The following is a 24583-nucleotide window of genomic DNA, read 5'->3' on the forward strand; positions in this document are numbered from 1 at the left end:
GCGGTTCAGTCCCGCAGTTCCTCCAGGCGCTCCCGGCCGGGCGCGATGAGTTCGTCGAGGTACGCGGCGAGCGTTCCCTTCGCGTCCGCCGGGTGGAGTTCGCCCGAGTCGAGGTCCTCGGCGAGCGAGTCGTAGTCCTCGTACGTGAGGTCGCCGCCGTACTCGTCGGGTCGTTCGACGACCACCGACTCGAACCGCGGGAACACGTGGTACTGGAAGAGCTCCAGGACGGGGTTCTTGCGTTCCTCGCCGTCGTCGGTCGGCTCCGGGTCGCGCGTCGGCGGACAGTACGCGCTATTGACCTTCTCCTCGAGGGCGTCCGCGTCGTCCTCCATGCTGATGGTGACGCCCGAACTCGACGACATCTTCCCGACGCCCGTCGTCAGGTCCGCGAGGATGGGCGTGTGGATGGCGGGCCGGCTCTCGTACCCGACGTTCGGGAGTTCCTCGCGAGCGAGCATGTGGACCTTCCGCTGGTCGAGGCCACCGACGGCGAGGTCGAGGTCGAGGTACTCGATGTCCAGCGCCTGCATGAGCGGGTAGACGACGTGACTGACCTTCGCGGTCTCCCCGCCCTGGATCTCCGCCATCGCGCGCTGCGCGCGGTTCAGCGTCGTCGACCGCGCCATCTCGTGGAGGTCCAGCAGGTAGTCCTCGTCGAGCTGGTAGCTCGAGCCGAAGACGAACTCGGTCTGCTCGGGGTCGAGGCCGTACGCGAGGAACTGCTCGCGCATCACCTCGGCGGTCGCCTCTATCTCGTCGAACGTCCCCTTGTCGTTGAGGTACGCGTGAACGTCCGCGAGGAGGACGACGACGTCGAACCCGGCGTCCTGGAGGTCGATGAGCATGTTCGCCGTCAGGAGGTGGCCGAGGTGGAGGACGCCGCTCGGCTCGTAGCCGACGTAGACGCGCTTGCCCTCTGGGTCGTCGGCGAGCGCTCGGAGTTCCTCCTCGGTCACGACCTCCTCTGCGTTCCGCGTGATCAGGTCGTACGTGTCCATATCGAGGAGGACTCGCGCGGGCGTTTTGAACCTTCCCAACCTGTGCTAGCGCTTCAGCGGTCGTGCGGCGACCGCTCGGGGTACGGTCGGGTCGCGGTGCCCCGCGCCGGGCCGGAGGTCGTCACTCCTGGCAGCTCTCGACGTGCTCGTTCGCCCACGTCTCTATCTCGTCGAAGACCGGGCAGAGCGCGCCGCCTTTCTCGGTGAGGCTGTAGTACGTCGCGATGGGGGCGTCGCTCTCCACGCGGCGCTCGACGAGGTCGAGGTCCGCGAGGTCGTCGAGCACGCGACTGAGCGTCCGCGAGCTCGCGTCCGTCGAGCGCTTGAGTTCGTTGAACCGCTTCTCACCGTCGTGGAGGTCGTGGAGGACGATGAGTCGCCACTCCGACCCGATCTGTTGGATCGTCTCGACGACGGGGCATGCGCCCGCGTCGTCCTCGTCCGCCGTCGCAGCGACCGTCGTCGGTGAGTCTGAGGACATCGGTGTTATCTGGTATCCCTCGGGTCCGCGTCCGCTTAAATGGTTCGCTGACGAACCAGGTAACGTGATGCAACCACAATCGGTTCGCTCGCTGCACGCACCGCTTCTCGGAAGCACGACCACCCCCGCGGAGGTGGTCGCCTGATGGCCGTCACCGGGGTCGAGGGCGTCGCGCTCCTCGTCGGGCGCGTCCTCCTCGGCGGCGTCCTCGCGTTCATGGGTCTGAACCACTTCATGCAGCCCGACGGGATGGCAGCGTACGCCGAGGCGAAGGGCATTCCGTTCCCGCGCGCCGCCGTCCTCTTCTCGGGCGGCCAGCTCGCGTTCGGCGGCGTGCTCCTCGCCCTCGGCGCGTACCCCGTGCTCGCGGCGGGCGCGCTCGCGTCGTTCTTCGTCGTCGTCACGCCGATGATGCACGACTTCTGGGCGGTCCCCGACGACCAGGTCCAGGACGAGATGACGGGGTTCCTCAAGAACGTCGGCCTCCTCGGCGCCAGCCTGCTCGTGCTCGCGCTCGCGGGCCAGGAGTGGGCGTACGCGGCCGGCGTCGGGCTCTGAACGCGGCCTGACGGCTCGACCTCGTCATTCTTCGAACTCGGTCGCGAGCGCGGCGAGCGCGCGTTGACACACCGGGACGTAGCCGCCGGCGAGCAACGGCACCTCGAAGACCACGCGGCAGCCGTCACCACCCGCGTCGCGGTGAACGCGCTCGACGCGGTGGCCGGTCGCGGGAATCCGCGCGACGGACCACGTCCACCGGCGGACGTCGCCGTCCGCGTCCCCTTCGACCGCGGTCACCTCGAAGGGCACCCACGGGCCGCCGAGGACCTGGGCCTCGCCGGTCAGCCCCTCTTTGACGGTCGCGTCCGCGGGGCGGACCGCGGAGACGGTCGGCCCCCACGTCGGCCAGTGCGCGGTCTCAGCGAGGACCGTCCACGCTCGCTCAGGGGGAACCGCGTACTCGCGACTCACCGCGTACCGTCGACCCGACTCGCCGCGCTCGACGCGCACCCGACTCTTCATGCGCGAGTCGTCGGGCGCGACGCCCAAGACGGTCCGGGTCCACCACCCGACCTGTCGCCGTCCAGACACGCTAGCTGTCGGCCGGCAATCACGAGACGCGTCCGCCTCGACCGTCGAATCGAGCGGTGAGGTGCCCAGAAGCTTAACCTGTATTCGACCCCAGACTCGACCTAACGAATGATCCGGGTGGACGACCTGCGGAAGGCGTACGACGGCTTCGTCGCCGTCGACGGCAGCACGTTCGAGGTCGACCGCGGCGAGGTGTTCGGGGTGGTGGGCCCGAACGGCGCCGGGAAGACGACCACGCTCAAGATGCTCGCCGGCCTCGTCGAACCGACGAGTGGGGACGTCGAGATCGCCGGCGCGTCCGCCGGGAGCCTCGACATGCGTCGGAACCTCGGGTTCCTCCCAGAGGAGTCGCCGCTGTACGAGGAGATGACCGCGCACGGCTACCTCGAGTTCTTCGCGGACCTCTACGACGTCCCGACCGAGACCGCACGCGAGCGCATCGAGGAGGCCCTCGACCGTCTCGACCTCGAGCACCGCGAGCGACGCATCGGCGACATGAGCAAGGGCATGAAGCGCAAGGTCGCCATCGCGCGGTCGCTCGTGAACGACCCGGACGTCCTCATCTACGACGAACCGGCGTCGGGCCTGGACCCGCTCACGACGAACTACATCATCGAGTTCACGCGCGAGCTCGCCGACGACGGGAAGACCATCGTGTTCAGCGCGCACAACCTCTACCACGTCGAGTCCATCTGCGACCGCCTCATCGTGATGAACCACGGCGACATCATCGCCAGAGGGACGCTCGACGAGATACGCGACGAACACGGCCAGACCGCGTACCACGTGTACACGGACGTCCCGGTGCGGGACGCAGCGCACGACGACGACGAGGACCACTATCAGGTCGTCGTCGGCGACATGGACGCCGTCGAACGCGTGCGTCGGGAGGCCCAGGCCGACGGCGGGCGCGTCGTCGACATCCAGACCGAGGACCCGAGCCTGGAGGACATCTTCCTCGACATCGCCGGCGAGCGCGTCGAGTCCGCGCGCGAACCCGAGGCGGAACGCCCGACCCAAGAGGTCGAGACGTGAAGCTACGGAAGACGCTCCGCATCGCGCGCTGGGAGGTCACGAAGAGCGCCGGGACGCTCGACCGGACGACCGTCGCGTTCGCCGTCCTCGTCCTCGCCGTCGGTATCGCGGCGGGGCCGGCGCTCGTCTCGGACGTGAGTCTCGACGAGGGCATCTATCGCGTCGGCGTCGACGAATCGAGTCCGTACTACGACGTCGTCCAGCAGAACGAGCGCCTGGTCGCCGGGTCGCCCAGGGGGGAGCTGGGCGACGACGTCTCCGTCCTCGTTCGGAACGGCCAGTTCCAGCAGGCGGACACGCGGAAGGGCGCGGCCGCGTACGACGAGTTACGGACTGCGATCCGCCAGTACAACGACCGCAGTCTCGCGGCGCAGGTGGACCGCGGGGAATCCGAGGAGTACGCGGCGTTCCCGGTCGTCGTGACGCTCCAGTACGTCGAGCGCGTCTCCCAGCCGTTACCCGGCGTCGACGGCGGCGGGAACGACGGGGGCGGTGGTGCCGGCGGGGACGCAGGCGGCGACGGAGCCGGCGGCGGTGGTGGTGCGAGCGGCGGCGGGGCCGGCGGCGGCATCGGGGGCGGCCTCGGCGGCGGCGACGACGGACCGGTTCGTGCACCGAGCGTCGGTAGCGGCGCCGGCGGGTCGGATACGACCGGGACGCCGGGGGCGCTCTCCCCGCCGTTCCCGTTCCAGTCGCTCGTCCTCGCGTTCCTGTTCATCGTCCCGATGAACTTCGTCGTGCAGGCGTACGGGAGCACGATCATCAACGAGCGCGTGAACCGCCGCGGGGAACTCATGCTCGTCTCCCCGGTGACCCGCGGTGACATAATCGCCGGGAAGACCCTCCCGTACTTCGCCGCGCTGCTCGCGGTGTGCGCGGGCATCGCGGTCGTCGTCGGTGGCGACCCCTACAGTCTCGCCGCGGTCCCACCCATCCTCGCCGCGGTGACGCCCATCGCGCTCCTGTTCCTCGCCGCGACGTTCGTCGGCGGGATGTTCGCGCGGTCGTTCAAGGAACTCACGTTCGTCACCATCGCCGTCTCCGTGTTCCTCACCGCGTACGTGTTCGTCCCCGCGATCTTCTCGGACATCACGCCCATCGCGCTCATCAGTCCACTCACGCTGGTCGTCCGGCACCTCCGCGACGTCGGGTTCACGACCGTCGAGTACCTGTACTCCACGGGCCCGTTCTACCTCGCCGCGCTCGTCCTGTTCGCGGTCGGCGCGAGCGTCTACCGCGAGGAGGACATGTTCACGCAGAAGCGCCTCGGCGCGAAGGCGCTGGACGCGGTCGCGACGTTCGTGCACTCGAAGAAGTCCGTCGCCGCCGTCACCATGGCCGCGCTCCCGTTCGTGTTCGTCGCGGAACTCCTCGTCATCGCCGTCGTCTTCCCCATCCCGAGCGTCGTCGCCCTCCCGCTGCTCCTCGCCGCCATCGCGGTCGTCGAGGAGCTCGCGAAGAGCCTCGCGAGCTACGCGGGGTTCACGCACGACCGCTTCGAGAACTCGACGCTCGCCGCGGTCGGCGTCGGCGTCGCCGCAGGCGTCGGATTCTTCCTCGCGGAGAAGGCGACGCTCGTCGTCCAGCTCGTCGGGATGGGGAACGTCGAGTACGGGCGCGCCGCGTTCACGACCGTTCCGACCGACGCGTCGCCGCTGCTCGTGCTCGCGCTCCTCTTCCTCCCGCTCGGACTGCACGTCCTCACCGCCACCATCTCCGCGATAGGGGCGCAGAAGGGTCGGACGACGTACGCGCTCGCGTTCCTCACCGCGGTGTTCGTCCACCTCGGGTACAACGGGCTCGTCATCGGCCTTCGGTCGGGGGTGGCTTGAGATGAGCGACGACTCGGGGTCCTCGGGCGCGCGACTCGCCATCGCGAAGCGCGAACTCGCCGCCCTTCGCTCGGAGAAGACCATCGTCCTCGCGCTCCTCATCCAGCTGTTCGTCGCGTCGTTCTCGTCGTTCCTCGTCGTCGGCCTCGTCTCCCTGTACGACCCGGGCGCCGGGCAGACCTACCAGCTCGGCGTCGGACTCGCGGGCGACGGCAGCGACGAGATCGGCGCCGTCCTCGGCGACGACGAGGGCGTCGTCGTCCGCCGGTACCCCGACTCGGCGACCGCACTGGACGCGTTCCAGGACCGGGAGGTGGACGCAGTCCTGGTCTCGAACGAGACGGTGAACGGGACACTCAGGGTGCGAGCGATGGTGCCGGAGGAGAACATCCGGACGACGATAGCGGTCGTCCAGATACGCGAAGGGATGGAGGAACTCGAACATCGACTCCGCCTCGAGTACCGCGACGACCTCGCCGCACCGCCGCTACACGTCCCGGTGCGCTCCGGCGGCAGTCCGTACTACGGGTTCACGTACACCGTGCTCGTCCCGCTCCTGATGTTCCTGCCGGTGTTCATCAGCGGCTCCATCGCGGTGGACTCGCTCACGGAGGAATCCCAGCGCGGGACGCTCGAACTCCTCCGGGTCGCGCCGGTCTCCATGGGCGACATCGTGGACTCGAAGCTGTTCGCGACCGCGAGCCTCGCACCGGTGCAGGCGCTCGCCTGGCTCGTCCTCCTCGGCGTCAACGGAACGGAGGTCCGGAACGTCTCGCTGCTCGTCCTCCTCGTCACGGGCCTGTCGCTCGCGGTGGTCGCGTTCGGCGTCGGCATCGCGCTCTGGTCGTCGGACCGCCGGCAGGCGCAGTTCCTGTACTCGACGGGCATCATCGGCGCGGCGACCCTCGGCGGGTTGCTCCCGGAGCATCCGGCGAACACGGTCGCGCGCCTCGCCATCGGGACGACGAGTCGGACGACCATCGCGTTCGCGGTCCTGTACGTCCTCCTGGGACTGGCAGCGTACGTCGTCGTGCGGCTGCTCGTCGGGCGAATGGACCCGGAGCGAATCTGACCGCGCCCGACGCGCCGCGTCAGGAGAACTCGTCGGTCAGGTACGTCATCGCCGTCGGGAGCACGAACAGGTAGAGGACCGCGGGGAGGAGGACCATCGCGAGTACCATGACGATCATCGACCCGACGAAGCGGAACGGCGTCGACCCGGCCGGGTCGTCGTCCGCGCTCCCGTACTCGACGACCGTCACGGTGAGTTCCTTCGTGACGGACGCGCCGGACTCGTCGACGACGGTCACGGTGATGGTCGCGTTCCCGCCGTCGGCCCACGTGTGCTGGACGGCCGTGCCGTTCTTCGTCACGCCGTCGGTCCCGTTCGCCGCCTCACGGTCGAACGTCCACGTAGCGGTGACGTTCCCGTCGGCGCCGTCGACGGCGACGGAGTAGTTCTGCGTGACGTTCTTCGCGATGGTACGCGGCGTCTTCACGCGGACGCTGAGGTTCTCCGGCGTGGCGACGGCGGTGGACTGGAGGGCGGTCGTGTCGTCCACGGATGCTGGGGCGGTCGTGTCGTCCACGGATGCGGTCGGGGTCGCGTCGGCAGCGAGCGCGTCCCCAGTCGCTGCGCCGGCGATTCCGGCGCCGGAGACGGCGGCGGCGACGAGCGCGACTGCGACCAGGACGGCGGTCGGGGTGCGCATACTCCCGTATCCCGCCGTCCTTGTCTTCAACCTATCGACACGAACGGGTGCGATGGTCGCCGCTCACCGAGTCACCGCGTGCGCGCCGCTGGTTCGCCGGGGGGCGTAGGTCTTAGTGGCCGGGCGTCGTCGCGTCCGGCATGGAGTACACCACACTCGGCAGCACCGGCGTCGAGGTGTCCCGCATCTGCCTCGGTTGCATGAGCTTCGGGGACAGCGACTGGCGGCCGTGGGTCCTCGACCCCGAGGAGGGCAAGGAACTCGTCGACCGGGCGCTCGACCTCGGTATCAACTTCTTCGACACCGCGAACATGTACTCGGCGGGCGAGAGCGAACGCGTCCTCGGCGACGCACTCGAGGGGCGCCGCGAGGAGGCGGTGGTCGCGACGAAGTGCTACTTCCAGATGGACGAGGACGACCCGAACTCGGGCGGGCTGTCCCGGAAGGCCATCGAGCAGGAGTTGGAGAACAGCCTCGACCGGCTCGGGATGGACACCATCGACCTCTACCAGATCCACCGCTGGGATTACGACACTCCGATCGAGGAGACGCTGCGCGCGCTCGACGACGCCGTCCGACGCGGGAAGGTCCGCAACATCGGTGCGTCCTCGATGTGGACCCACCAGTTCGCGGACGCGCTCCACGCGAGCGACTCGCTGGGGCTGGAGTCGTTCGCGACGATGCAGAACCACTACAACCTCTCGTATCGCGAGGAGGAGCGCGAGATGCTCCCGTTCTGCGAGAAGCGGGGCGTGGGCGTCATGCCGTGGAGTCCGCTCGCGCGCGGGTGGCTCACGCGACCGCACGACGAGTTCGAGACGACGACGCGCGGCGAGAACGAGGAGCACGCGCGCCGGCATCCGTACGACGAGGGCGGCGGTGTCGAGGTGAACGAGCGCGTGCAGGAACTCGCCGCGGAGAAGGGCGTGAAGATGGCGCAGATCGCGCTCGCGTGGCTGTTCGAGAAGGACCACGTGGACGCGCCCATCGTCGGGACGACGAGCGTCGAGCACCTCGAGGACGCGGTGGAGGCGCTCGAGTCGGTGAGTCTCTCGGCGAGCGACGTCGCGTACCTCGAGGAGCCGTACGAGCCGGTGCGGGTGTCCGGGCACGAGTGACGGTGACTGCGGCCCGGGCCGGTCTCGGTCGGTCCGGGTCGCTGACGGTCAGTCCGAGTAGGGGTCCTCGGCGGTTGCGGTCTGGGCGTGCGTATGATGGAAGAACCAGAGTCGTCCGCCCGGTCGCGGCTCGAAGCACACGCGCTGGTAGCGTTCGTTGTCGAGGAGGTTCACCATGACGCCGGCGTCGTGCTCGCTCACGGAGTCGTACGGTCGGTCGCAGACGGGACAGTCCTCGGGTGCGTCGTCTGGCACCTCCATCGTCGTTCTTCGGTTGGGTGGGGAGACAGTTAGTCGCTAGCCCGGCGGCGAGCCTTCGTTGGTCGCGAAGGTGCCGACGCGCCCCAGTTGGTCGCCAGGCGGGCGTCGACGTGCAGGTGGTCGCCTCGTCGGCGACGGGTGTCGTTTACTGGCGGTTGCGTCCAGAGAGCCGCGTTCGCCCGCCGCCTCGGCGTCTGTACGCCGTCGAGGACGATGAACGGGTTCGTTCGCATCGCCGTGATTCCCCGTGAAACGCGTTTCTGAGCGTGCTACCTGCATTTACTCCCGATCACAGCCCCGTTATTTCGGCCTTGAGTAAATCTTTTGCATCTGGGGGTGCAGTGTTCTACCATGGAAACCACCGCAGCACAGCGACGTGAACGCGTGTACGTCGACGGCGAATGGCTCGGCGGCGAGAAACGCCTCACCGTCACCGACCTCGCCGACGGTGGCACGTTCGCCGAGGTCACCTCGGCCACGCCCGCACAGGCCCGCGACGCGCTCGCGGCCGCCCAGGCAGCCAAGCCCGCGATGCGCGAGACCACCGTCGTCGAGCGCGCCGGCTGGATGAACGAGATCGCCGACGGCCTCGAAGCACGAAAGGAGGAACTCGCGGAAGTCATCGTCCGCGAAGCCGGGAAGCCGATATCGAGCGCGCGCGGCGAGGTCGACTCCGCCGCCGAACGCTTCCGCCGCGCCGCCGAGGAGATCCGGCATATGAAAGGCCAGTACCGCGAGGGCACCACCGCCGGCCACGAGGGCTGGGAGGCCATCGTGAAGCACGAACCCATCGGCGCGGTGCTGTGCATCACGCCGTACAACTATCCCCTGGCGACGACCGCGCTCCAGGTCGCGCCCGCGCTCGCCGCCGGGAACGCCATCGTCCTCAAGCCCGCGAGCAAGACGCCGATCTCGGCGGCCATCCTCGCGGAGGTCATCAGCGAGGTCGACCTGCCCCACGAGGGCGCGTTCAACTACGTCGCCGGGTCCGCGAGCGACATCGGCGACGTGCTCGCCGGCGACGACCGCATCAACGCCATCGCGATGACCGGCTCCAGCGGCGCCGGCAAGCACGTCGCGAAGGAGTCCGGGATGGTGAACCTCCACATGGAACTCGGCGGGAACGCCCCCGAGATCGTGTTCCCGGACGCCGACCTGGACGCCGCCGCGGCCGCCGCGACCAAGGGCTCGCTGAAGTACGCCGGCCAGCGCTGCTCGGCGGTCTCGCGCGTCCTCGCGCACGAGGACGTCCACGACGAGATCGTCGCGAAGATCGAGGGCCAGATGGACGAGTGGCCGATCGGCGACCTCTTCGACGAGGACACCGCGCTCGGGCCGCTCATCAGCGAGGACCAGGCGGAGTGGGTCGACGAACTCGTGCAGGACGCCGTGGAGAAGGGCGCGACGCTCGTCCGCGGCGGCGAGCGCGACGGGAACTTCTACGAGCCGACGCTCCTCGCGGACGTGCCCCACGACGCGCGCATCGTCCACGAGGAGCAGTTCGGGCCGGTGGCGGCCGTCACGAAGTTCGAGAGCGAGGCTGACGCGCTCGACCTCGCGAACGGGAACGACCTCGCGCTCGACGCCGCCGTCTTCACGGCGGACCACGACCGCGCGATGCGGATGGCGAACGCCATCGACGCCGGCGGCGTCCGCATCAACGGCGCGCCCAGTCACGGCCTCGGCGACATCCCCTTCGGCGGGAACAAGGACTCCGGCATCGGCCGCGAAGGCATCGACGCCAGCATCCACGCGTTCGTCCGCAAGAAGAGCATCATCCTGTAAGCAGCCACGCGGTGCGCCGTCTCGCACCGAACTCGTTCTCGACGACCGCTCGTTTCTCAGGGCAGCTGGAACATCGCGATGACCGCGGACCGGCTCCCGTCGTCGCTCGTCCAGACCACCTGGAGCGTCGCGCCCGACTCGAAGTCCGCGCCGGCCGCGTCGACCCGTAGCGTCCACTCGCCGCCCCCGGCCCACGTGTCGCCGGCGGGTTTCGTGGACGCGAACACGTCCGACTTGGCGACGTCCGACCCCTCGTAGTGCAGCGCGACGTTCGCGAGGGCGATGCTGTCGCCGCCCTGGTGCGTGACGACGACGCGTTCGTCCTCGCCGCCGTCCCACTCGCCGTCCTTCCCGCGGTTCGCCTCGAACGCGAACGACACCTGAGGCATGCTCCCGCCGGTCGCGGTACGGCCGCCGTCGTCGCGCTGCAGGAGGTCGAACTCGGAGACGGAGAGGTTCGCGGTGAGCGTGACGACTCGCCCCGTCGTCTCCACGTCGAAGTTGCCGTAGTCGGTGAAGCCGGCCATGTCCGAGAGCTGTGCGACCGCGCTCGGGTCGGTCGCGTCGTCGTCCGGGAACGCGAACGGTGCGGCGAGTGCCACGTCGTCGCCGAACCGCCAGCCGTACCCGAACGCTGCCGCGTCCGCGACGGCTCGCTGACTCCGTGCGGCGACCGCGAGCAAGTCCACCTCCCCGGTGGCTTCCAGCACGGCGTCGACGTCGGCGTTCGCGGCGTACCGGTCGACGTCACCCGAGTGCGCGTCGACCATCGTCTGCACCAGTCGTCGATCCGGACCGTACAGGAGGTGGTCGCCGCCGAGCCAGTACACGCCGATGGCGGTCTCGTATCCCTCGTAGCCATCGGGAGCGTCGATGCGGGTGACGCCCGATTCGCCCGAGCCCGTCTCTGTTTCTGGGTCGGTATCGTCGTCGCCGCTGGGTGTGCCGGCGCCGGCGGTTGGCGTCGCCGTCGGCGTACCCCAATCGGGCCGCACCGCTCGGATCCGGTCGCGCACCGTCGCCGGGGCGAGGTCGAACGTGCACGCGGTCGCCACGTCCTGGACCGTCGCCAGCTCCACGACGTCCTCCGGGGAGAGGACCTGCCCGCGCAACGGGAGGAAGGTGTCCGCCGTCCGAGCCATTGCCGCGTCAGTGACGTCGGCGTCCCGGAGCGCGTTCAGGTCGCCCGCGAAGCCCATGTACGCGCTATCGTACCCGAAAGCGTCCGGTTCCGGTAGCCACGTCGTCGCCGCGAACTCGCCGTCGACGGTCGCGGTCGCATCGCCACTGCCAGCCACCGCGTCTGTCTCCGTCGTCTGGTCGTCAGTCGTCGCTGAATCGTTGAACTCGCCCTCGCCCGTGGAGAGACAGCCGGCCGCGAGCGATGTCGCGGTCGCGCCGGCGAGCCCGAGGAGGTCGCGTCGCTTCTGGGGACACATACTCGAGTCGACGTGTCTCCACGAATAAGTGTCTTTGGCGACGCGACCGAGGGAGTCTTGCCCCAGCGGTCGCATGGCCCTCACATGAACGTACTCGCTCGGACGCTCGACGCGAGGTCGGTGGGGTTGTCGGCCGTCGGAAAGCTCGCGGCGGCGGACGTCGCGACGCTGCTCGCGCTCGTCCTCGCCGGGGAACTCCGGCACGCCGTGGACGTCGTCGGGAACCCGGGTCGCGTGCTCGTGACGGCAGCGCCGTTCCTCCTCGGGTGGTTCCTCGTCGCCGCGCTCGTCGGCGCGTACGGCGACCGCGCGTTCGCCGGCGGTGTCGACACCGCGAAGCTCACCGTCGGCGCGTGGCTCGGTGGCGCCGGCATCGGCCTCACGCTCCGCGGAACCAGCTACCTCGCCGGCGACTCTCCGCTCTCGTTCGCGCTCGTCATGATGGGCCTCGGGTCGCTCGCGCTCGGCGTCGTCCGACCACTCGTCGTCTCGCGACTCGGTGCGCGCGCCTGACCGCCCCTCCCTCTCCCCGGTAGTCACTCACTCGCCGCGTCTGGCGAGCGCGAGCGCCGCACCGGCGCCGAGGAGCGCGATACCGCCGAGGGTCGCGAACAGCGCCGCGGCGTCGGCGAACTCGAGGATGGCGCCGGCGAGCGCGCCGCCGAGCGCGCCGACGCCGAACACGCCCAGGTACGTGTAGCCGTACGAGAGCCCGCGCGTCCCGGCGGGCGTGTGGTCGGCGACGGCGGCCTGGTAGAGCGGCTGCACGAAGAACAGCATCGTGCCGAGGACGACGCCGAGCGCGAGGAACGGGACGAGGCCGGCGTTCGCCGCCGGGAGGACGAACGCGGCGAGGACGGCGAGCGCGAGGAACGCAGGCGCGAGCGCACGCTCCGGGCGCACGAGGTCGCTGACGCGGCCACCGGCGTACTGGCCGAGGATGCCGACCGCGAGCAGGCCGGCGTACGCGTACCGGTACGTCTCCAGCGAGAGGTCGCCGACGGCGATCGCGGCGAACGCGTCGTACGACGACAAGACCTCGGGGAGGAACGTGAGGATGCCGCGGTAGTAGAGGCCGGAGGCGACGACCACCGGGAAGATGAGCGCGAACCCGCCGAGGAACAGCTCCTTCGACCCGAGCTTGAAGTCCGCGAACGACTCGACGGAACTGGTGCGGTCCTCCCCGCCGTCGCTCGCGGTCGCGGGGTCCTCGTTTCCGTCCGAGCTATCCTCCTCGACGGCGGCGCGTTCGTCGACGTCGATGCGCGTCGCGAGCGCGGCGACGCCGACGACCGGGAGGGCGAGTGCGAGCGCGACGGTCTGCCAGTCGGCGACGACGAGCGCGACCGCGACGACGAACGGGCCGAGGGCGATACCGAGGTTCCCGGCCATGCCGTGGTACGCGAACGCCTTCCCGCGCTCGCTCGCACCGCGGGAGAGCATCGAGAGGCCCGCGGGGTGATAGACGCTCGCGGCGGCGCCCCAGAGCGCGAGCGCGCCGCCGACGGCGAGCGCCGACGGGGCGAGCGCGAGCACGACGAACGCCGCGCTCATCCCGAACAGGCACGCGACGATGAGGCGCTTCGAGCCGACGCGGTCCGCGAGCACGCCGCCGGGGAGTGCACCGAGCCCGAACAGCCCGTACCCGATGGTGACGAGGACGCCGGCGGCCGCGGCGTCGAACGGCACGCTCGCGACGAGGAGGTCCAGACTGTCGAACTCGGCGAGCCAGAGCGGGATGAACAGGGGGATGGCGAGTTCGAACGTGTGCACGCTCGCGTGTCCGACTGTCGCGAGGCCGACGACGGCGCGGTCGTTCCGGTCCACGTGCCCGGCGAGGGCGTTCTCCGACAAGAGCCCACCGGTCGGGGTAGATTCCTCGGTGTTCACGCGGGCCTTGCGCCACCACTGAGTAATTTACCTCAGGTAAACCCGCTGCTGTCGTGCGTTTTCCTACTCGTTGTATTCTCATAAGTTACGAGTATGTGTCGCAGTCATGCTGGAGCAAGTACGAATCATCGACGCGTGAAATACAGAACCCATTCCACCCCAAGATACAAGTACCCGGGCCCCATTTGTTAGAGTATATTATGACTGGGTACTACGACATCGTGCTCGGGGCGATCCCGCTTTCGCTCCTCGGCATCTCCGGCTCGCTCACGTTCGCAACCGACCTCGCGCTCAGCACCGCCGTCACACTCGGTGCACTCGTCGCCGTCGCCCTCATCGGGCACGCGATGTTCGTGAACGGCCCCGTCGACGCACCCAGCCTCCGCCAGGACGCCCCTGCGACCCCCACTGACTCGCCGACGTCGACGCCCGTCCCGGACGCCGAATAATCGACTTGCCGCTACCGACCTCGAGCGACTGCGACCCAGCCAACTCGCCTACCCGGCCCCTTTTTGCGATTCGCGCTCCGAGCTAGGGGCATGACAGCGCTGTTCCTCTCGAGCGACGACGTGAGTGGGCTCGCCGACCCCGGCGAGTTCGTCGAGGCGGTCCGCGACGGCTACCGGCAGCGAGGCGAGGGTGCGTCCGCGAAACCGCGGACGACGCTCCGGAACGCGGACCCGCCCGGGATGTTGTTCTCGTACGCCGCCGTCCTCCCGGACACGGGCGCGATGGGCGGCTACATGTACTCTGCGGGGTTCGCGGAGCGCGACGCGTGGTTCGCGACGCCGTTGTTCGACGCCGAGTCCGGGGAGCCGCTCGCGGTCGTCGACGGCGCGAGCATGAACCCGTTCAAGACCGGTGCGGCCGGCGCCGTGGGCGTGGATGCGCTCGCGCGCCGGGACGCGAGCAGTCTCGCGGTCATCGGGTCGGGCGCGCAGGCGCGAGGGCAGCTTCGTGCGACGGTCACGGTCCGAGACTTCGAGACCGTGGACGTGTTCTCGCCGACGAAGGAGCACCGCGAGGACTTCGCGGCGGAGATGAACGACCGGCTCGACCCGGCGGTCGCGGCGGTTTCTTCGGCCGCGGCGGCGGTGGAGGACGCGGACGTCGTCGTCACGGCGACGACCGCGAGCGAGCCGGTGTTCGACGGCGAGGACCTCGCTGACGGCGCGCACGTCACCGCGATGGGTCAGTATCATCCGGAGAAACGCGAACTCGACGAGCGCACCATCGAGCGCGGGACGTACGTGCCGGACCTCCGCGAGCGCGTCCCGCAGGACGCCGGGTCGTTCATCGCGGCGAAGGACGCCGGCGTCGTCGACGAGAGCGACGTGCACGCGGAACTCGGTGAAATCGTCGCCGGGAACGCCGACGGCCGCACGAGCCGCGACGAGATCACGATCTTCGACTCCGGCGGCACCGGCATCGAGACGGTCGCCGGCGCGTACCTGCTCTACGAGCGCGCGATGGCGGCCGACGAGGACCTCGGGACAGAGGTCGAGTGGCTGCCAGCGAGCGAGGCGCTTACTGGTCAATGAGCGTCCGGCGGCCTCAAAGTCCGAGTGCGGTGGTGAGCGAAAGCCCGGATGCGAGCGCGCAGATGAGGTAGCCGGCGATGGCGCCGCCGTTGAGGAGGGGGAGGCCGGCGTGCGCGCGGCCTTTGAGGACCATCCAGAGGAGGACGACGAGGCCGAGTTGGGTGCCGACGATGGCGCCGAGTGCGGGGAGGTTCATCGTGACGAGCGGGAGGCCGAGGTCGGGGAGCGGGCCGTTCGGGACGGCGGTGTGGAAGTGCGCGGCGCTCGCGACGAGGATGGTGGGCATGACGGCGTCGCCGAGGCCGACGAAGAACGCGTCGCGGTTGAGGACGCCGTCGTCTTCGGGCTCGTCGGTGGCGTCGGCTTCGACGTCGTTCGCTGACTCGACGTCCGTCTCCGCGTCCGCGCTCCCTCCGTCGGTAGCGACCTCTTCCTCGTCGCTGGTGTCGACGCTGTCAGGCGACTGCATGTCGAGGAAGGAGAAGGAGAGCGTGGTGGGGATGACGAGGATGACGGGGACCTTCATGTCCATGACGCCGTCGGCGAGGTCGAGCATGTGCTCGGTGCCGTAGACGCTGATGGCGTCGTAGACGGCGAGGACGACGAGGAGGACGAGCGTCGGGAGGAGGCCGAAGCTGATGCCGAACAGGCCGGCGGCGGCGCCACCCATGAGGACGCCCGCGGCGTCGATGACGTACCATTCCGGATAGGCGACGAGCGCGACGCCGACGAGTGCGGCGAGCCCGAGCGAGAACGGCGATGGGACGAGGACGTCGAACACCTGCCAGGCGAGGCCGGCGCTCGCGAGCACGACGAATCCGCGAACGATCCAGTCGAGGTCGAACTTGAACGCGGCGAGCATCAACGCCGTCATCACGAGGATGGCGCCGACGTACAGGATGGAGTTCGTCGGGTCGTCGGGGTTCTGCGTGAACGCCTTGTCCGCGGCCTCCAGCGGTTCGACGAGCATCAGTCCGCCGAGCTGGACGCCGAGGAACAACGCCATCGTGAACGCGACCGCGGCGTAGATGCGAGTGCGGTCTTCCATGCCCGCGAGTACCCGCCCGCGCCGGGAGTACGTTTCGCTCCGCGACGACGCCGCAGAAAGACGGAGTCAGCGCGCGCGAAGCGTCTCGTCGAGCCGGGCGCGGGTCAGCGCGCGTACAGCTTCTCGCCGAGGAGGAGCGCGGGGTCGACGCCGTCCGCGGACACGGCGACGTACGGGCGCGCGGCGGGCCCGAACACGTCGACGACGCGCCCGACGTCGTCGAGGTTCTCGTCGACGACGCCCGCGCCGATACGCGGCGGGTCGTCGTCGCTCACCCGAGCGATAGCGAGCCCCTGTGCGACGCGGACGACTTCGCCGACGCGCTTCATACCGACTGCCCCCCAAGAGCGGTCGTCGGTCGCGACGCCACCCCGAGACCGGTCGTCATTCTCGGAGCGCGTTCACGTAGGCCGCGGCTGCCTGGACGATGTCGTTCTTCGCGTCGCCGTCGGGGTTCTTCACGAGGACGCGACCGCGGTCGCGGTGGCCTTCGCGGCTGTACTGTTTGTCGCGTTCGACGATGACGTCGTACCCGACCTGTTGGACGGCTTTCGCGACCTCGTCGACGTCGGGGTCGTCGACGGCGAGGGCTTCCGGGACGCGTCGACCGTCGGCGCGGGAGAGCGTCGCGTCGAAGTACGCGGGATAGAGGACGTTCTCGACCATACCCATCGGTCCGGTCGTGGGACTTACAACCTTTCCGGAATCGCGGGTCGAGACAGCGGAAACGACGCGGGTCGTCGTCGGTCGTCAGTCGCGGCGTGCGAGCGCGCCGACGACGAGGGCGGCGGCGGCAAGTAGTGCGACCGGCCCGAACCCGGGCGAGCCGTCCTCGCCGACGGGCTCGGTCGTCGTCTCGTCCGTCGCGGTCGTCGTCGTCGCGTCGCCGTCGCCAGTGCTACTGGTGGTCGCGTCGGTGTCGTCGTCACCGCTCGTGGTCGTCGTCTCGTCGTCGACGCTCGCGTAGACGTCCGCGTTCACCTGGACGCTCCCGCGGAGGCTCTCGTTGGCGGCCGCGTACGCGTCGGGGTACCACGTCTTCGTGAGGCTCCGGACCGCGAGGACGACGCGCGGCGCGGGCTGACTGATGTGGTTGCGGTCAACGGCGACGACGTTCCCGTCCTGGACGGCGGTCGTCTGATTCCACGCGGCGTTCTGCGGGATGGCCGCGGGCGTTCCGGGATAGACGATCCAGTCGACGCTGAGGTTCGCGACGGTCTCCGGGTTGATCGGCGCGTACCCGTTCGGCGGGAACTCGACGACGCCGATGGCGAGGTTGTTCCCGCCAGCGGCCTCGAGTCCGGAGTTGATGAACGTGTTCTCGCCGGCGGTGTACCCGAAGAGCGCGTAGAGGAAGTCACGCGGTTCCTCGCCCGCGGTCGCGTTCTCGACGATAGCCATCTCCTCTCTCATCGACCGGACGGACTCGATGGCGGCGTCGCACTCGCCGACGACTCGCCCGGTGGTGGCGACTTTCTTGTAGACGTCGTCGATGCTCTCGGAGTTGTTGAAGTAGTAGACGGTGATGCCGGCGTCGCGGAGCTTCGAGACGGTCTCGGGGCTCGTGACGTTCTCGGCGAGGACGACGTCGGGTTGCTGGGCGACGACGCGCTCGACGCTGATGCGCGCGCGGCCGGCACCGGAGACGTTCGCCTTCGCGGTGGCGCCGTCGAGGTACGCGGCGAACTGCGTGACGCCGACGACCTTGTCCTGGGCGTCGAACTCCCACATCGTCTGGGCGCTCGCGGGCCCGAGCGTGACGACGCGCTCGGGTTCCCCGGTTATCTCGACCTGGGTGCCCGAGGCGTCACGGAGCGTGAGCGGGTACTCGCAGGGGCCTGCTGTGCTACTGGTATCGACCGACTGCTGCGTGACGTCGGTCGTCTGGAGCGACGTGCTCTCGGCCGCGGCCGTCGTTGCGCCCTGGCCGACTGCGGCGGCGGCGGGCGTGGCGACGAGCGCGAGTGCGAGCAGCACTGCGGCGACTGCGTTCGTGCGTGTCATCGTGGACACCTCCCGGCTTATGCAACAAGTATTTATCTAAAGCAAGTGGACTTGCTATCGATGCGAGCAGGGACGACAGCCACCGCGTACTCGAGTGCCCTCCTGGTCGCGCTCCTCGCGACCATCGCCGGCGCCGCGACCGTCGGCCCCGTCTCCATCCCGTACGCGACAGTCGCGAAAGCGCTGCTCAACGCCACGCCCGTCCCGGTCGGCGTCACCGTCCAGGGCGGCCTCGGCCTGGAACTCGCACATCCCTTCAGCTTCGACGTCGCACAGACCAACCAACTCATCGTCGTCGGCGTCCGCGCCCCACGCATCGTGTTGGCGGCAGTCGTGGGCTTCGCGCTCGCCGCCGCCGGCACCGTCATGCAGGGGTTCTTCCGGAACCCGATGGCGGACCCGAGCATCGTCGGCGTCTCCTCGGGCGCCGCACTCGGCGCCGTCGCCGCTATCACCGCCCCGGGACTCGTCGTCGCCGTCACCGGCCCGCTCGGGCTCCCGAAGGGCGTCGGCATCCAGACCGCCGCGTTCGTCGGCGCCATCGTCGCCGCGTTCCTCGTGTACGCCATCGCCACCGAAGGCGGCCGGACCCCCGTCGCGACGCTCCTGCTCGCGGGCGTCGCCGTCCAGACGTTCCTCGGCGCCGTCGTCTCCTTCCTCCTCGTGCACTCCGGCGAGAGCATCCGGCGAGCGATCTACTGGCTGATGGGCGACCTCAACAACGCCGCCTGGGGCGACGTCGCCGTCGCCACGCCCGTCGTCCTCGTCCTGTTCGCCGCCCTCCTCCCGTTCACGCGCGACCTGAACGTCCTCCTGCTCGGCGAGGAGGACGCCCGCACCCTCGGCATCGAGGTCGAACGCACCAAGCGCGTCCTCCTGGCGGTCGGGAGCGTCGTCACCGCAGCCGCCGTCGCCGTCGCCGGCGTCATCGGGTTCGTCGGGCTCGTCGTCCCGCACGTCCTCCGGCTCGTCGTCGGCCCCGACCACCGCGTGCTCCTCCCGACGAGCGCGATCGCCGGCGGCATCTTCCTCGTCGCCACCGACACGCTCGCGCGCTCGACCGCCGCGACGCTCCCCGTCGGCGTCGTCACCGCCGCCGTCGGCGCCCCGTTCTTCCTCTTCCTCCTCCGCCGCCGCGAGGTGCACGAACTATGACCGGCCGGACGCACCCCCGCCCGAGCAGCCCGCCGGAGGTGCCGTCGCGATGATCCGCGTCGAAGACCTCACCGTCTCCCTCGGCGGGACGGACGTCCTCGACGGCGTCTCGATGGCGGTCGACGACGGCGAGTTCGTCGGGCTCGTCGGCCCGAACGGCGCCGGGAAGACGACCCTGCTGCGGTGCCTCTCGGGCGTCCTCTCCCCGGACGACGGCGTCGTCACCGTCGACGGCGACGCGGTCGGGAGCCTCGGCGCTCGCGAGTCCAGTCGCCGCATCGCGGTCGTCCCACAGGACACCCAGCTCGCGTTCGACTTCTCCGTGCGCGACGTCGTCGCGATGGGGCGCACGCCCCACCGCGGGCGGTTCGACCGCGCAACCAGCGAGGACCGAGACGTCGTCGACCGCGCGATGGACCGCACCGAGGTCATGAGGTTCGCCGACAAGGCAATCACCGCAGTGAGCGGTGGCGAGCGCCAGCGCGTCGTCCTCGCTCGCGCGCTCGCTCAGGAGGCGCCCGTGCTCCTGCTCGACGAACCGACGGCGAGCCTCGACGTCAACCACCAGATCCGGACGCTCGACCTCGTCGCCGACCTCGTCGAGGACGGTCGCACGGCGGTCGCCGCCATCCACGACCTCAGTCTCGCCGCGCGCTACTGCGACCGCCTCGTCCTCCTCGCCGACGGCGGCGTCGTCGCCGCCGGGCCGCCCGAGCGCGTCCTGGAGCGTGCGACGGTCGCGGACGCGTTCGACGCCGACGCTGCCGTCGTCGACGACCCCGTCACGGGCACGCCCGCGGTCACACCGCTCTCGGCGCCCGCGTGGTCGCTCGACGCGCACGTGCACGTCGTCGGAACCGGCGCGCAAGCCGGCCGCGTCGTCACCACGCTCGCCGCCGCGGGCGCGACCGTGACCGCCGGCCCCGTTCCGGACGGTGACGCGGTCGCAACAGCCGCGACCGGCGTCGAAGCCAGCGTCGTCACCGTCCCCGCGTTCCAGGGCGTCGACGAGGCCACCGCTCGCACCGTCGCGGACCTCGCCGGACCGGCAGCGTGCGCCGTCGCCGCCGGTATCGTCCCCGCCGCAGCCCTCAGCGCCCTCCCCGACGCGATGCCCACCTACGCAATTCGCGATGCGACGCTCCCCGACGCCGTCCACGCAGGGGACCGCATCGGACTCGACGACCTCCCCACAATCGTCGCCGACGGCGTTCGGGGGAACGCCGCGGCGAACGACGACGCCATACGCCCAATCGCGTTCCGCGACGACACAGCGACGACCGACCGACGGGGTGCTTCCGACCCGCAGACGACCGACGACTGACCGTCCCGATGGCACTGGCGTCCGATAGTCGCCACTGTTCGGTCGTACGTGCTCGAGTTCCGTACACCGAAACGTGATTTACGTGGCCACCGGAGTACGTGATGTGACTCGGACGACAGTGGTCCTCGCCGTGCTCGCGGTCGTCGTCATCGCCGGCTGCTCGTCGTTCGGAGGCGTCTCGACGACGCGCGAACCCTTCGACGTCGACGAGCCGACGGGAACCACGACCACCGAATCGTCGGCGGACCGACCGCCGGTCATCGCGTTCGACCCCGTCGCCGACACCGCGCCCGACGCGTTCGATCTCGTTGACGCCCACTACCGGAAGCTCGCAGGCCGCTCGTACACCGTCCAGATCGATCGCGTCGAACGGTACGCGAACGGGACGGTGTACACGAGCGATCAGTCGACGACGACGTTCGGCGCGAACCGCTCGACGTACGTCCAGGAAAGACGGTCCACGCTCCGGAACCGGAGCGCGCACCGACAACTGTACGCGAACGGGTCCGCGGTCTGGCAGCAGATCGCACTCGACGGCAACGACGACCCGACGGTCCGACTCCTTCGCTCGCCTGAGGGCGAGCCCGTGCCGCCGACCGAGGTGTCCGTTCGCGCCGCCCCCGGCATCCTCCAGGCCGGCCTGGTCGCGACGAACGTCACGGACGTGACCGCGCTCGATACCGTCCCGAGCGGCGTCACCGAACCCGTGTTCAGAGTGGTGGCGAACGAGACCGCGACCCCGAACGCGTTCGGAGACCGGACCGTCGACGTGTCGCTCACGCTCATCGTCACCGAGGAAGGCCGCATCATCGAGTACAGTCTCGAACGGACGTTCGTCGAGGACGGTCGAGAGCTGCACTCGGTGACGCGCGTCCAGTTCGGGGGTGTCGGTCGCGTCACGGTCGACCGACCGGAATGGGTACCGGGAGCCTCGGAGAACGGATCGGACCGAACGGGGACGCTGCAAATCGGGACGACGAGTCAACGACTCGAACACGTGCCTTCGACGTCGTCCGCTGAATCCGGCCGTGTCGCGTTCGTGGCCGCAGGAGTGGCACGCCGCCTCTGATACACCCTCGGTCGTTCTCCGTGCTATCCCTGAACCGTCGTCGGTGACTGGAGCGCTCGTCGGCGCGACGAACCCATCGCGAGCATCGTCGCAGAACCGGTCGCTCCACCCCCTTAGTTGCCCGAACCCACGTGTTGGCGTGCCGAAGCCAGAGTTTCGGAGGATGGCCTAGTTTTCTCTAAATTTCTCACCAGCTTGTGATTCTACTCGCCGTATCACCAGTGGGTTGAGTTCTTTTGGCCGCAACTATCGAATGAGGGTAAGATAGTAGCTGATTTCTGACGGTGGTGAACAGTGTTTCCACTCCGGGAGAGCACTCCCGGCGGGAGTCAGTCAGTTAGTCGGGTGGAATCAGCGTTGAGACGACGATCTCGACGCATTCACCCGCAGTCAGCACAGGTGCATAGTCCATTGGGCCATCAACATCCACTTTCAACAGGAAGTCGGTCAGCCGCCAGATATTGTACAGTAAGACGGCGAACACGAAGTAGAACAGCCGTACCCGGTAGTCCTTCGAGGAGGTCTTCGCGAGGAAGTCGTGCTTGATCGATTTGTACTCGTTCTCGATCTGCCAACGGCGACTGTATCGGCGACAGACCGTCTCTGCCTCGTCTGGTCCGACCCTGAGGTTCGTCGCGAAGACGGCCGTGCCATCGCCTTTCGTCGAGGGTACGTACAAGAACCGCATCTGGTGGCTGCCAGCTTCGACGTGAACGGACGCTGATTCCACGGCGACGTCTTCCCCATCAGTCTCCATCGTCTCGATGACCTCCCGCTCCGTGCTGTTGATTCGCTTCGGGATTAAGTAGTTCACGCCGAGGTTCGAGAGCGTCTGGAACACGCGCTGTGAGCCGAATTCGCGGTCGCACAGCACCGTCTCGATGGGGACGTGGTCTTGAGCTCGCTTCACTAGGCGTCGGACGACACGATGAATCTTGTTCGATGGATTCTGATTCCACTCCGAGCTCTCCCGAATCGGCTCCACAGCCAAGACCAGTGGGATGTTCTGCCCGATGATCGACAACGTCGCGAATTTGAACGCTCGCCGGTCCTCCTCTTTCGTTCCGTTGACCATCGGCATGCCCTCGACGTCGCCGTAGTACGGGATGGTCGTGATGTCGATTGCAGCCGTCACCGGTCGTCGGAACGAGGCTTCAGACCCGATAACGGAGAGCAGCCGGTCGGTCGCCGCCTCGAATCCATCAATAAGTGTCTCGGGCTCGAACTGTTTGACGGCTCTGAGGTGGTGTCGCCATGAGGGCTCCTGTCCGGGCCGTGTCGGTACTGGAAGCGGTTGGCGCCCTGTGGCGTGCCACAGCCGGCCATCCCCATGAACGTCTGTAATTCGAAGAATTGGGTGTCCTCGTAGGTGGCGTTCGCGGCACGACCGGAATCGAATCCATTGAAGCCATGGTCCCGAGCCAGCCGTGTCGTCCGCTGGATCTGCTCGGCAGTGAACTCGAGTGCTTCGTCTTCGGCCGGCTCGTCCGGGAACGCACTCGGGTCTCGATCTTGGGTTACAACCTCGGCTTTCGGTCGGGCTTCGGGAACGTGGATATCGCGGTCGTGAATCTCTTTGACGACGTAGTGTGCGGCTCTGGTGACGAACTCTCTGGTGGCGTCGTCGAAGCGGTTACGCTAGGTCCGCGAGAGCACCGATTCATCAGGAATCTTCTCAAGGCCGAATGTGTCGCCCAGTTCGGGATGCCTGGTGAGATCGCGATAGCTCTCGCCTGTGAACTCCCGGTAGAGAAATAAGCGCAGCATTCCCTCAAAGGAGTGGGGTGCTGGGTGCCACTCGGGATAGCCGTCATCAAGCAAATCGAATGGGCCCTCAAGCTGTCGAAGGGGGATAAAAAACGATTGTCCGGCGTTGAGTGCTCTCGTGAGTTCCACTCCGATCAGGTACGCGTCGGTCAACAACCGCTCCCGACAAGCCATATCTGACATCGCGTGAGTCAATCAAACAAGCGAACTCCTTCACATACTGGCAATCATCTCGACCGAAACCTAACTCACCGAGAGTTCAAATCAGTGAGTGCGTCGGGTCTGATGATCTTCGATTCGAACTATGCCCAAAGTAGGTTTGGTGAATCACTTCTGGACGAGTCCCATGACACACTAATAATATTGATTCCTTTTATTTGTGAACGCAGACAAGAGTAGGGAATATACAAATTCAGCCACTGTTGTTCTAACCCAGCGTCACACCGAAGTGGCTCAGTTCAGAAGGTCTCTAGATTGTCAGCATCGTGTGCCGTGATTGCACAGTCGCACGACGTTCAAATCAGTTGGGTGCAAACGATTAGTATGCTTCGCGTCGGACAGGAAGCCCCATCGTTCACGCTCACTGGGGCTGCCGCTGGTACCATCGACACGCACAGTCTCGACGAGTACACGGATAGAGGGTGGTCGGTGGTTCTCGTCTTCTATCCGTTCGACTTCCATCCGGCGTGTACCGACCAGTGGTGTTCGCTCCGGGATGCCGACTGGCTGACGCTTTTGGAGGACGTCGTCGTGCTCGGTGTCGGGTCCGACGCCGCCTACGCACACCGCGAGTACGCTAACAAACACAACATCCAGTTCCCGATACTGTCGGATACGGACGGTGCGGTAAGTCGCGCGTACGACGTCCTGGTCGACGAGTTCGAGGGGCACAGCGATGTCCCAGGTCGCGCAACGTTCGTCGTCGGCCCGAACCGCACTATCCAGTTCGCGTGGTCGGCCGACGGTCCCGAACAACAGCCCGACCTGGATGCACTTCGCGAAGCGACGACGTGACCGAAACTGTAGTGC

The 24583-nt window shown here is 68.4% G+C and carries 24 protein-coding genes and 1 pseudogene; 13 read left to right on the forward strand and 12 right to left on the reverse strand.

Translation table 11 applies throughout. The annotated features are described in order from the left end of the window. Positions 1–5 precede the first annotated feature (5 nt). Both ACZ48X_RS20610 and ACZ48X_RS20615 read right to left on the reverse strand, forming a co-directional pair. Entirely contained in the window at positions 6–1001 is a 996-nt protein-coding gene (locus ACZ48X_RS20610) for a tyrosine--tRNA ligase (RefSeq protein ID WP_336350619.1), read from the reverse strand. A gap of 121 nt (positions 1002–1122) precedes the next feature. Next, positions 1123–1482, reverse strand: coding sequence for a winged helix-turn-helix transcriptional regulator (locus ACZ48X_RS20615; RefSeq protein ID WP_336350618.1), 360 nt, complete (start codon positions 1480–1482; stop codon positions 1123–1125). 144 nt (positions 1483–1626) lie between these two features. Here ACZ48X_RS20615 and ACZ48X_RS20620 point away from each other — a divergent pair, with 144 nt between their 5' ends. After that, a complete protein-coding gene (locus ACZ48X_RS20620; RefSeq protein WP_336350617.1) occupies positions 1627–2040 on the forward strand; it encodes a DoxX family protein in 414 nt (137 codons plus the stop codon). Positions 2041–2064: 24 nt separating this feature from the next. On the opposite strand, the gene ACZ48X_RS20625 is transcribed toward ACZ48X_RS20620, so the two are convergent. Then, the gene (locus ACZ48X_RS20625) at positions 2065–2505 is read right to left on the reverse strand and encodes an SRPBCC family protein (protein WP_336350616.1); all 441 of its coding nucleotides are present in this window, start codon (positions 2503–2505) and stop codon (positions 2065–2067) included. A gap of 177 nt (positions 2506–2682) precedes the next feature. On the opposite strand from ACZ48X_RS20625, the gene ACZ48X_RS20630 reads away from it, so the two are divergent. From ACZ48X_RS20630 to ACZ48X_RS20640, 3 genes are read left to right on the forward strand one after another with little or no spacing between them, the layout of a single operon-like run. Continuing rightward, positions 2683–3609, forward strand: a complete 927-nt coding sequence (locus ACZ48X_RS20630; protein WP_336350615.1) for an ABC transporter ATP-binding protein — start codon at positions 2683–2685, stop codon at positions 3607–3609. Next, positions 3606–5441 (forward strand): ABC transporter permease, encoded by a 1836-nt coding sequence (locus tag ACZ48X_RS20635; RefSeq protein ID WP_336350614.1) that lies wholly within the window; start codon positions 3606–3608, stop codon positions 5439–5441. Before ACZ48X_RS20630 ends, ACZ48X_RS20635 begins: the two co-directional genes overlap by 4 nt. A 1-nt stretch (position 5442) precedes the next feature. Next, positions 5443–6513: an ABC transporter permease gene (locus tag ACZ48X_RS20640; RefSeq protein WP_336350613.1), complete on the forward strand. Its 1071-nt coding sequence runs from the start codon at positions 5443–5445 to the stop codon at positions 6511–6513. Positions 6514–6532: 19 nt separating this feature from the next. On the opposite strand, the gene ACZ48X_RS20645 is transcribed toward ACZ48X_RS20640, so the two are convergent. Further along, positions 6533–7153, reverse strand: coding sequence for a PKD domain-containing protein (locus ACZ48X_RS20645; RefSeq protein ID WP_336350612.1), 621 nt, complete (start codon positions 7151–7153; stop codon positions 6533–6535). A 140-nt stretch (positions 7154–7293) separates the two neighbouring features. Here ACZ48X_RS20645 and ACZ48X_RS20650 point away from each other — a divergent pair, with 140 nt between their 5' ends. Continuing rightward, complete coding sequence (locus ACZ48X_RS20650) at positions 7294–8271, forward strand: aldo/keto reductase (RefSeq protein ID WP_336350611.1); 978 nt, start codon at positions 7294–7296, stop codon at positions 8269–8271. A 48-nt stretch (positions 8272–8319) separates the two neighbouring features. Here the strand turns inward: ACZ48X_RS20650 and ACZ48X_RS20655 are convergent, their stop codons facing one another. Beyond that, positions 8320–8532 carry a hypothetical protein gene (locus ACZ48X_RS20655; RefSeq protein ID WP_336350610.1) on the reverse strand — a complete coding sequence of 71 codons (213 nt, stop codon included), beginning with the start codon at positions 8530–8532 and terminating at the stop codon, positions 8320–8322. A 351-nt stretch (positions 8533–8883) separates the two neighbouring features. Between ACZ48X_RS20655 and ACZ48X_RS20660 the strand changes: the two genes are divergently transcribed. Then, entirely contained in the window at positions 8884–10317 is a 1434-nt protein-coding gene (locus ACZ48X_RS20660; protein WP_336350609.1) for an aldehyde dehydrogenase family protein, read from the forward strand. 56 nt (positions 10318–10373) lie between these two features. Here ACZ48X_RS20660 and ACZ48X_RS20665 read toward each other — a convergent pair whose 3' ends face one another. Further along, entirely contained in the window at positions 10374–11756 is a 1383-nt protein-coding gene (locus tag ACZ48X_RS20665; RefSeq protein ID WP_336350608.1) for a hypothetical protein, read from the reverse strand. An 84-nt stretch (positions 11757–11840) separates the two neighbouring features. On the opposite strand from ACZ48X_RS20665, the gene ACZ48X_RS20670 reads away from it, so the two are divergent. After that, the gene (locus ACZ48X_RS20670; protein WP_336350607.1) at positions 11841–12269 is read left to right on the forward strand and encodes a DUF3054 domain-containing protein; all 429 of its coding nucleotides are present in this window, start codon (positions 11841–11843) and stop codon (positions 12267–12269) included. A gap of 27 nt (positions 12270–12296) precedes the next feature. Here ACZ48X_RS20670 and ACZ48X_RS20675 read toward each other — a convergent pair whose 3' ends face one another. After that, positions 12297–13610 (reverse strand): MFS transporter, encoded by a 1314-nt coding sequence (locus ACZ48X_RS20675; RefSeq protein ID WP_379762542.1) that lies wholly within the window; start codon positions 13608–13610, stop codon positions 12297–12299. 236 nt (positions 13611–13846) lie between these two features. Between ACZ48X_RS20675 and ACZ48X_RS20680 the strand changes: the two genes are divergently transcribed. Next, positions 13847–14095 carry a DUF8015 family protein gene (locus tag ACZ48X_RS20680; protein WP_336350605.1) on the forward strand — a complete coding sequence of 83 codons (249 nt, stop codon included), beginning with the start codon at positions 13847–13849 and terminating at the stop codon, positions 14093–14095. Positions 14096–14185: 90 nt separating this feature from the next. Then, positions 14186–15187: an ornithine cyclodeaminase family protein gene (locus ACZ48X_RS20685; protein WP_336350604.1), complete on the forward strand. Its 1002-nt coding sequence runs from the start codon at positions 14186–14188 to the stop codon at positions 15185–15187. Between the two features lie 13 nt (positions 15188–15200). On the opposite strand, the gene ACZ48X_RS20690 is transcribed toward ACZ48X_RS20685, so the two are convergent. The 4 genes from ACZ48X_RS20690 to ACZ48X_RS20705 all read right to left on the reverse strand — a co-directional run bounded on the left by ACZ48X_RS20690 (position 15201) and on the right by ACZ48X_RS20705 (position 18239). Continuing rightward, the gene (locus tag ACZ48X_RS20690; RefSeq protein WP_336350603.1) at positions 15201–16235 is read right to left on the reverse strand and encodes a presenilin family intramembrane aspartyl protease PSH; all 1035 of its coding nucleotides are present in this window, start codon (positions 16233–16235) and stop codon (positions 15201–15203) included. Between the two features lie 104 nt (positions 16236–16339). Continuing rightward, on the reverse strand, positions 16340–16564 hold the full coding sequence (locus tag ACZ48X_RS20695; RefSeq protein ID WP_336350602.1) for an H/ACA ribonucleoprotein complex subunit GAR1: 225 nt from the start codon (positions 16562–16564) through the stop codon (positions 16340–16342). 55 nt (positions 16565–16619) lie between these two features. Further along, positions 16620–16901, reverse strand: a complete 282-nt coding sequence (srp19, locus tag ACZ48X_RS20700; protein WP_227130851.1) for a signal recognition particle subunit SRP19 — start codon at positions 16899–16901, stop codon at positions 16620–16622. A gap of 84 nt (positions 16902–16985) precedes the next feature. Beyond that, positions 16986–18239, reverse strand: a complete 1254-nt coding sequence (locus tag ACZ48X_RS20705; RefSeq protein ID WP_336350601.1) for a PGF-CTERM-anchored ABC transporter substrate-binding protein — start codon at positions 18237–18239, stop codon at positions 16986–16988. A gap of 60 nt (positions 18240–18299) precedes the next feature. Here ACZ48X_RS20705 and btuC point away from each other — a divergent pair, with 60 nt between their 5' ends. The 3 genes from btuC to ACZ48X_RS20720 all read left to right on the forward strand — a co-directional run bounded on the left by btuC (position 18300) and on the right by ACZ48X_RS20720 (position 21787). Then, positions 18300–19394 (forward strand): vitamin B12 ABC transporter permease BtuC, encoded by a 1095-nt coding sequence (btuC, locus tag ACZ48X_RS20710; RefSeq protein WP_336350600.1) that lies wholly within the window; start codon positions 18300–18302, stop codon positions 19392–19394. Between the two features lie 49 nt (positions 19395–19443). After that, on the forward strand, positions 19444–20718 hold the full coding sequence (locus tag ACZ48X_RS20715; protein WP_336350599.1) for a heme ABC transporter ATP-binding protein: 1275 nt from the start codon (positions 19444–19446) through the stop codon (positions 20716–20718). A 103-nt stretch (positions 20719–20821) separates the two neighbouring features. Beyond that, a complete protein-coding gene (locus ACZ48X_RS20720; RefSeq protein ID WP_336350598.1) occupies positions 20822–21787 on the forward strand; it encodes a hypothetical protein in 966 nt (321 codons plus the stop codon). Between the two features lie 337 nt (positions 21788–22124). On the opposite strand, the pseudogene ACZ48X_RS20725 reads toward ACZ48X_RS20720, so the two are convergent. Then, positions 22125–23737: pseudogene (locus ACZ48X_RS20725) on the reverse strand (transposase). Positions 23738–24097: 360 nt separating this feature from the next. Between ACZ48X_RS20725 and ACZ48X_RS20730 the strand changes: the two are divergent. Next, a complete protein-coding gene (locus tag ACZ48X_RS20730; RefSeq protein ID WP_336350595.1) occupies positions 24098–24568 on the forward strand; it encodes a redoxin domain-containing protein in 471 nt (156 codons plus the stop codon). The last annotated feature ends 15 nt before the right edge of the window (positions 24569–24583 follow it).

The organism is Halorubellus litoreus (genome assembly GCF_055378595.1).

What these genes read in the sequence shown, in the direction of transcription:
- ACZ48X_RS20610 (WP_336350619.1), bottom strand. Translation starts at nt 1,001, where the DNA reads ATGGACACGTACGACCTGATCACGCGGAACGCAGAGGAGGTCGTGACC.
- ACZ48X_RS20615 (WP_336350618.1), bottom strand. Translation starts at nt 1,482, where the DNA reads ATGTCCTCAGACTCACCGACGACGGTCGCTGCGACGGCGGACGAGGAC.
- ACZ48X_RS20620 (WP_336350617.1), top strand. Translation starts at nt 1,627, where the DNA reads ATGGCCGTCACCGGGGTCGAGGGCGTCGCGCTCCTCGTCGGGCGCGTC.
- ACZ48X_RS20625 (WP_336350616.1), bottom strand. Translation starts at nt 2,505, where the DNA reads ATGAAGAGTCGGGTGCGCGTCGAGCGCGGCGAGTCGGGTCGACGGTAC.
- ACZ48X_RS20630 (WP_336350615.1), top strand. Translation starts at nt 2,683, where the DNA reads ATGATCCGGGTGGACGACCTGCGGAAGGCGTACGACGGCTTCGTCGCC.
- ACZ48X_RS20640 (WP_336350613.1), top strand. Translation starts at nt 5,443, where the DNA reads ATGAGCGACGACTCGGGGTCCTCGGGCGCGCGACTCGCCATCGCGAAG.
- ACZ48X_RS20645 (WP_336350612.1), bottom strand. Translation starts at nt 7,153, where the DNA reads ATGCGCACCCCGACCGCCGTCCTGGTCGCAGTCGCGCTCGTCGCCGCC.
- ACZ48X_RS20650 (WP_336350611.1), top strand. Translation starts at nt 7,294, where the DNA reads ATGGAGTACACCACACTCGGCAGCACCGGCGTCGAGGTGTCCCGCATC.
- ACZ48X_RS20655 (WP_336350610.1), bottom strand. Translation starts at nt 8,532, where the DNA reads ATGGAGGTGCCAGACGACGCACCCGAGGACTGTCCCGTCTGCGACCGA.
- ACZ48X_RS20660 (WP_336350609.1), top strand. Translation starts at nt 8,884, where the DNA reads ATGGAAACCACCGCAGCACAGCGACGTGAACGCGTGTACGTCGACGGC.
- ACZ48X_RS20665 (WP_336350608.1), bottom strand. Translation starts at nt 11,756, where the DNA reads ATGTGTCCCCAGAAGCGACGCGACCTCCTCGGGCTCGCCGGCGCGACC.
- ACZ48X_RS20670 (WP_336350607.1), top strand. Translation starts at nt 11,841, where the DNA reads ATGAACGTACTCGCTCGGACGCTCGACGCGAGGTCGGTGGGGTTGTCG.
- ACZ48X_RS20680 (WP_336350605.1), top strand. Translation starts at nt 13,847, where the DNA reads ATGACTGGGTACTACGACATCGTGCTCGGGGCGATCCCGCTTTCGCTC.
- ACZ48X_RS20685 (WP_336350604.1), top strand. Translation starts at nt 14,186, where the DNA reads ATGACAGCGCTGTTCCTCTCGAGCGACGACGTGAGTGGGCTCGCCGAC.
- ACZ48X_RS20690 (WP_336350603.1), bottom strand. Translation starts at nt 16,235, where the DNA reads ATGGAAGACCGCACTCGCATCTACGCCGCGGTCGCGTTCACGATGGCG.
- ACZ48X_RS20695 (WP_336350602.1), bottom strand. Translation starts at nt 16,564, where the DNA reads ATGAAGCGCGTCGGCGAAGTCGTCCGCGTCGCACAGGGGCTCGCTATC.
- srp19 (WP_227130851.1), bottom strand. Translation starts at nt 16,901, where the DNA reads ATGGTCGAGAACGTCCTCTATCCCGCGTACTTCGACGCGACGCTCTCC.
- ACZ48X_RS20705 (WP_336350601.1), bottom strand. Translation starts at nt 18,239, where the DNA reads ATGACACGCACGAACGCAGTCGCCGCAGTGCTGCTCGCACTCGCGCTC.
- btuC (WP_336350600.1), top strand. Translation starts at nt 18,300, where the DNA reads ATGCGAGCAGGGACGACAGCCACCGCGTACTCGAGTGCCCTCCTGGTC.
- ACZ48X_RS20715 (WP_336350599.1), top strand. Translation starts at nt 19,444, where the DNA reads ATGATCCGCGTCGAAGACCTCACCGTCTCCCTCGGCGGGACGGACGTC.
- ACZ48X_RS20730 (WP_336350595.1), top strand. Translation starts at nt 24,098, where the DNA reads ATGCTTCGCGTCGGACAGGAAGCCCCATCGTTCACGCTCACTGGGGCT.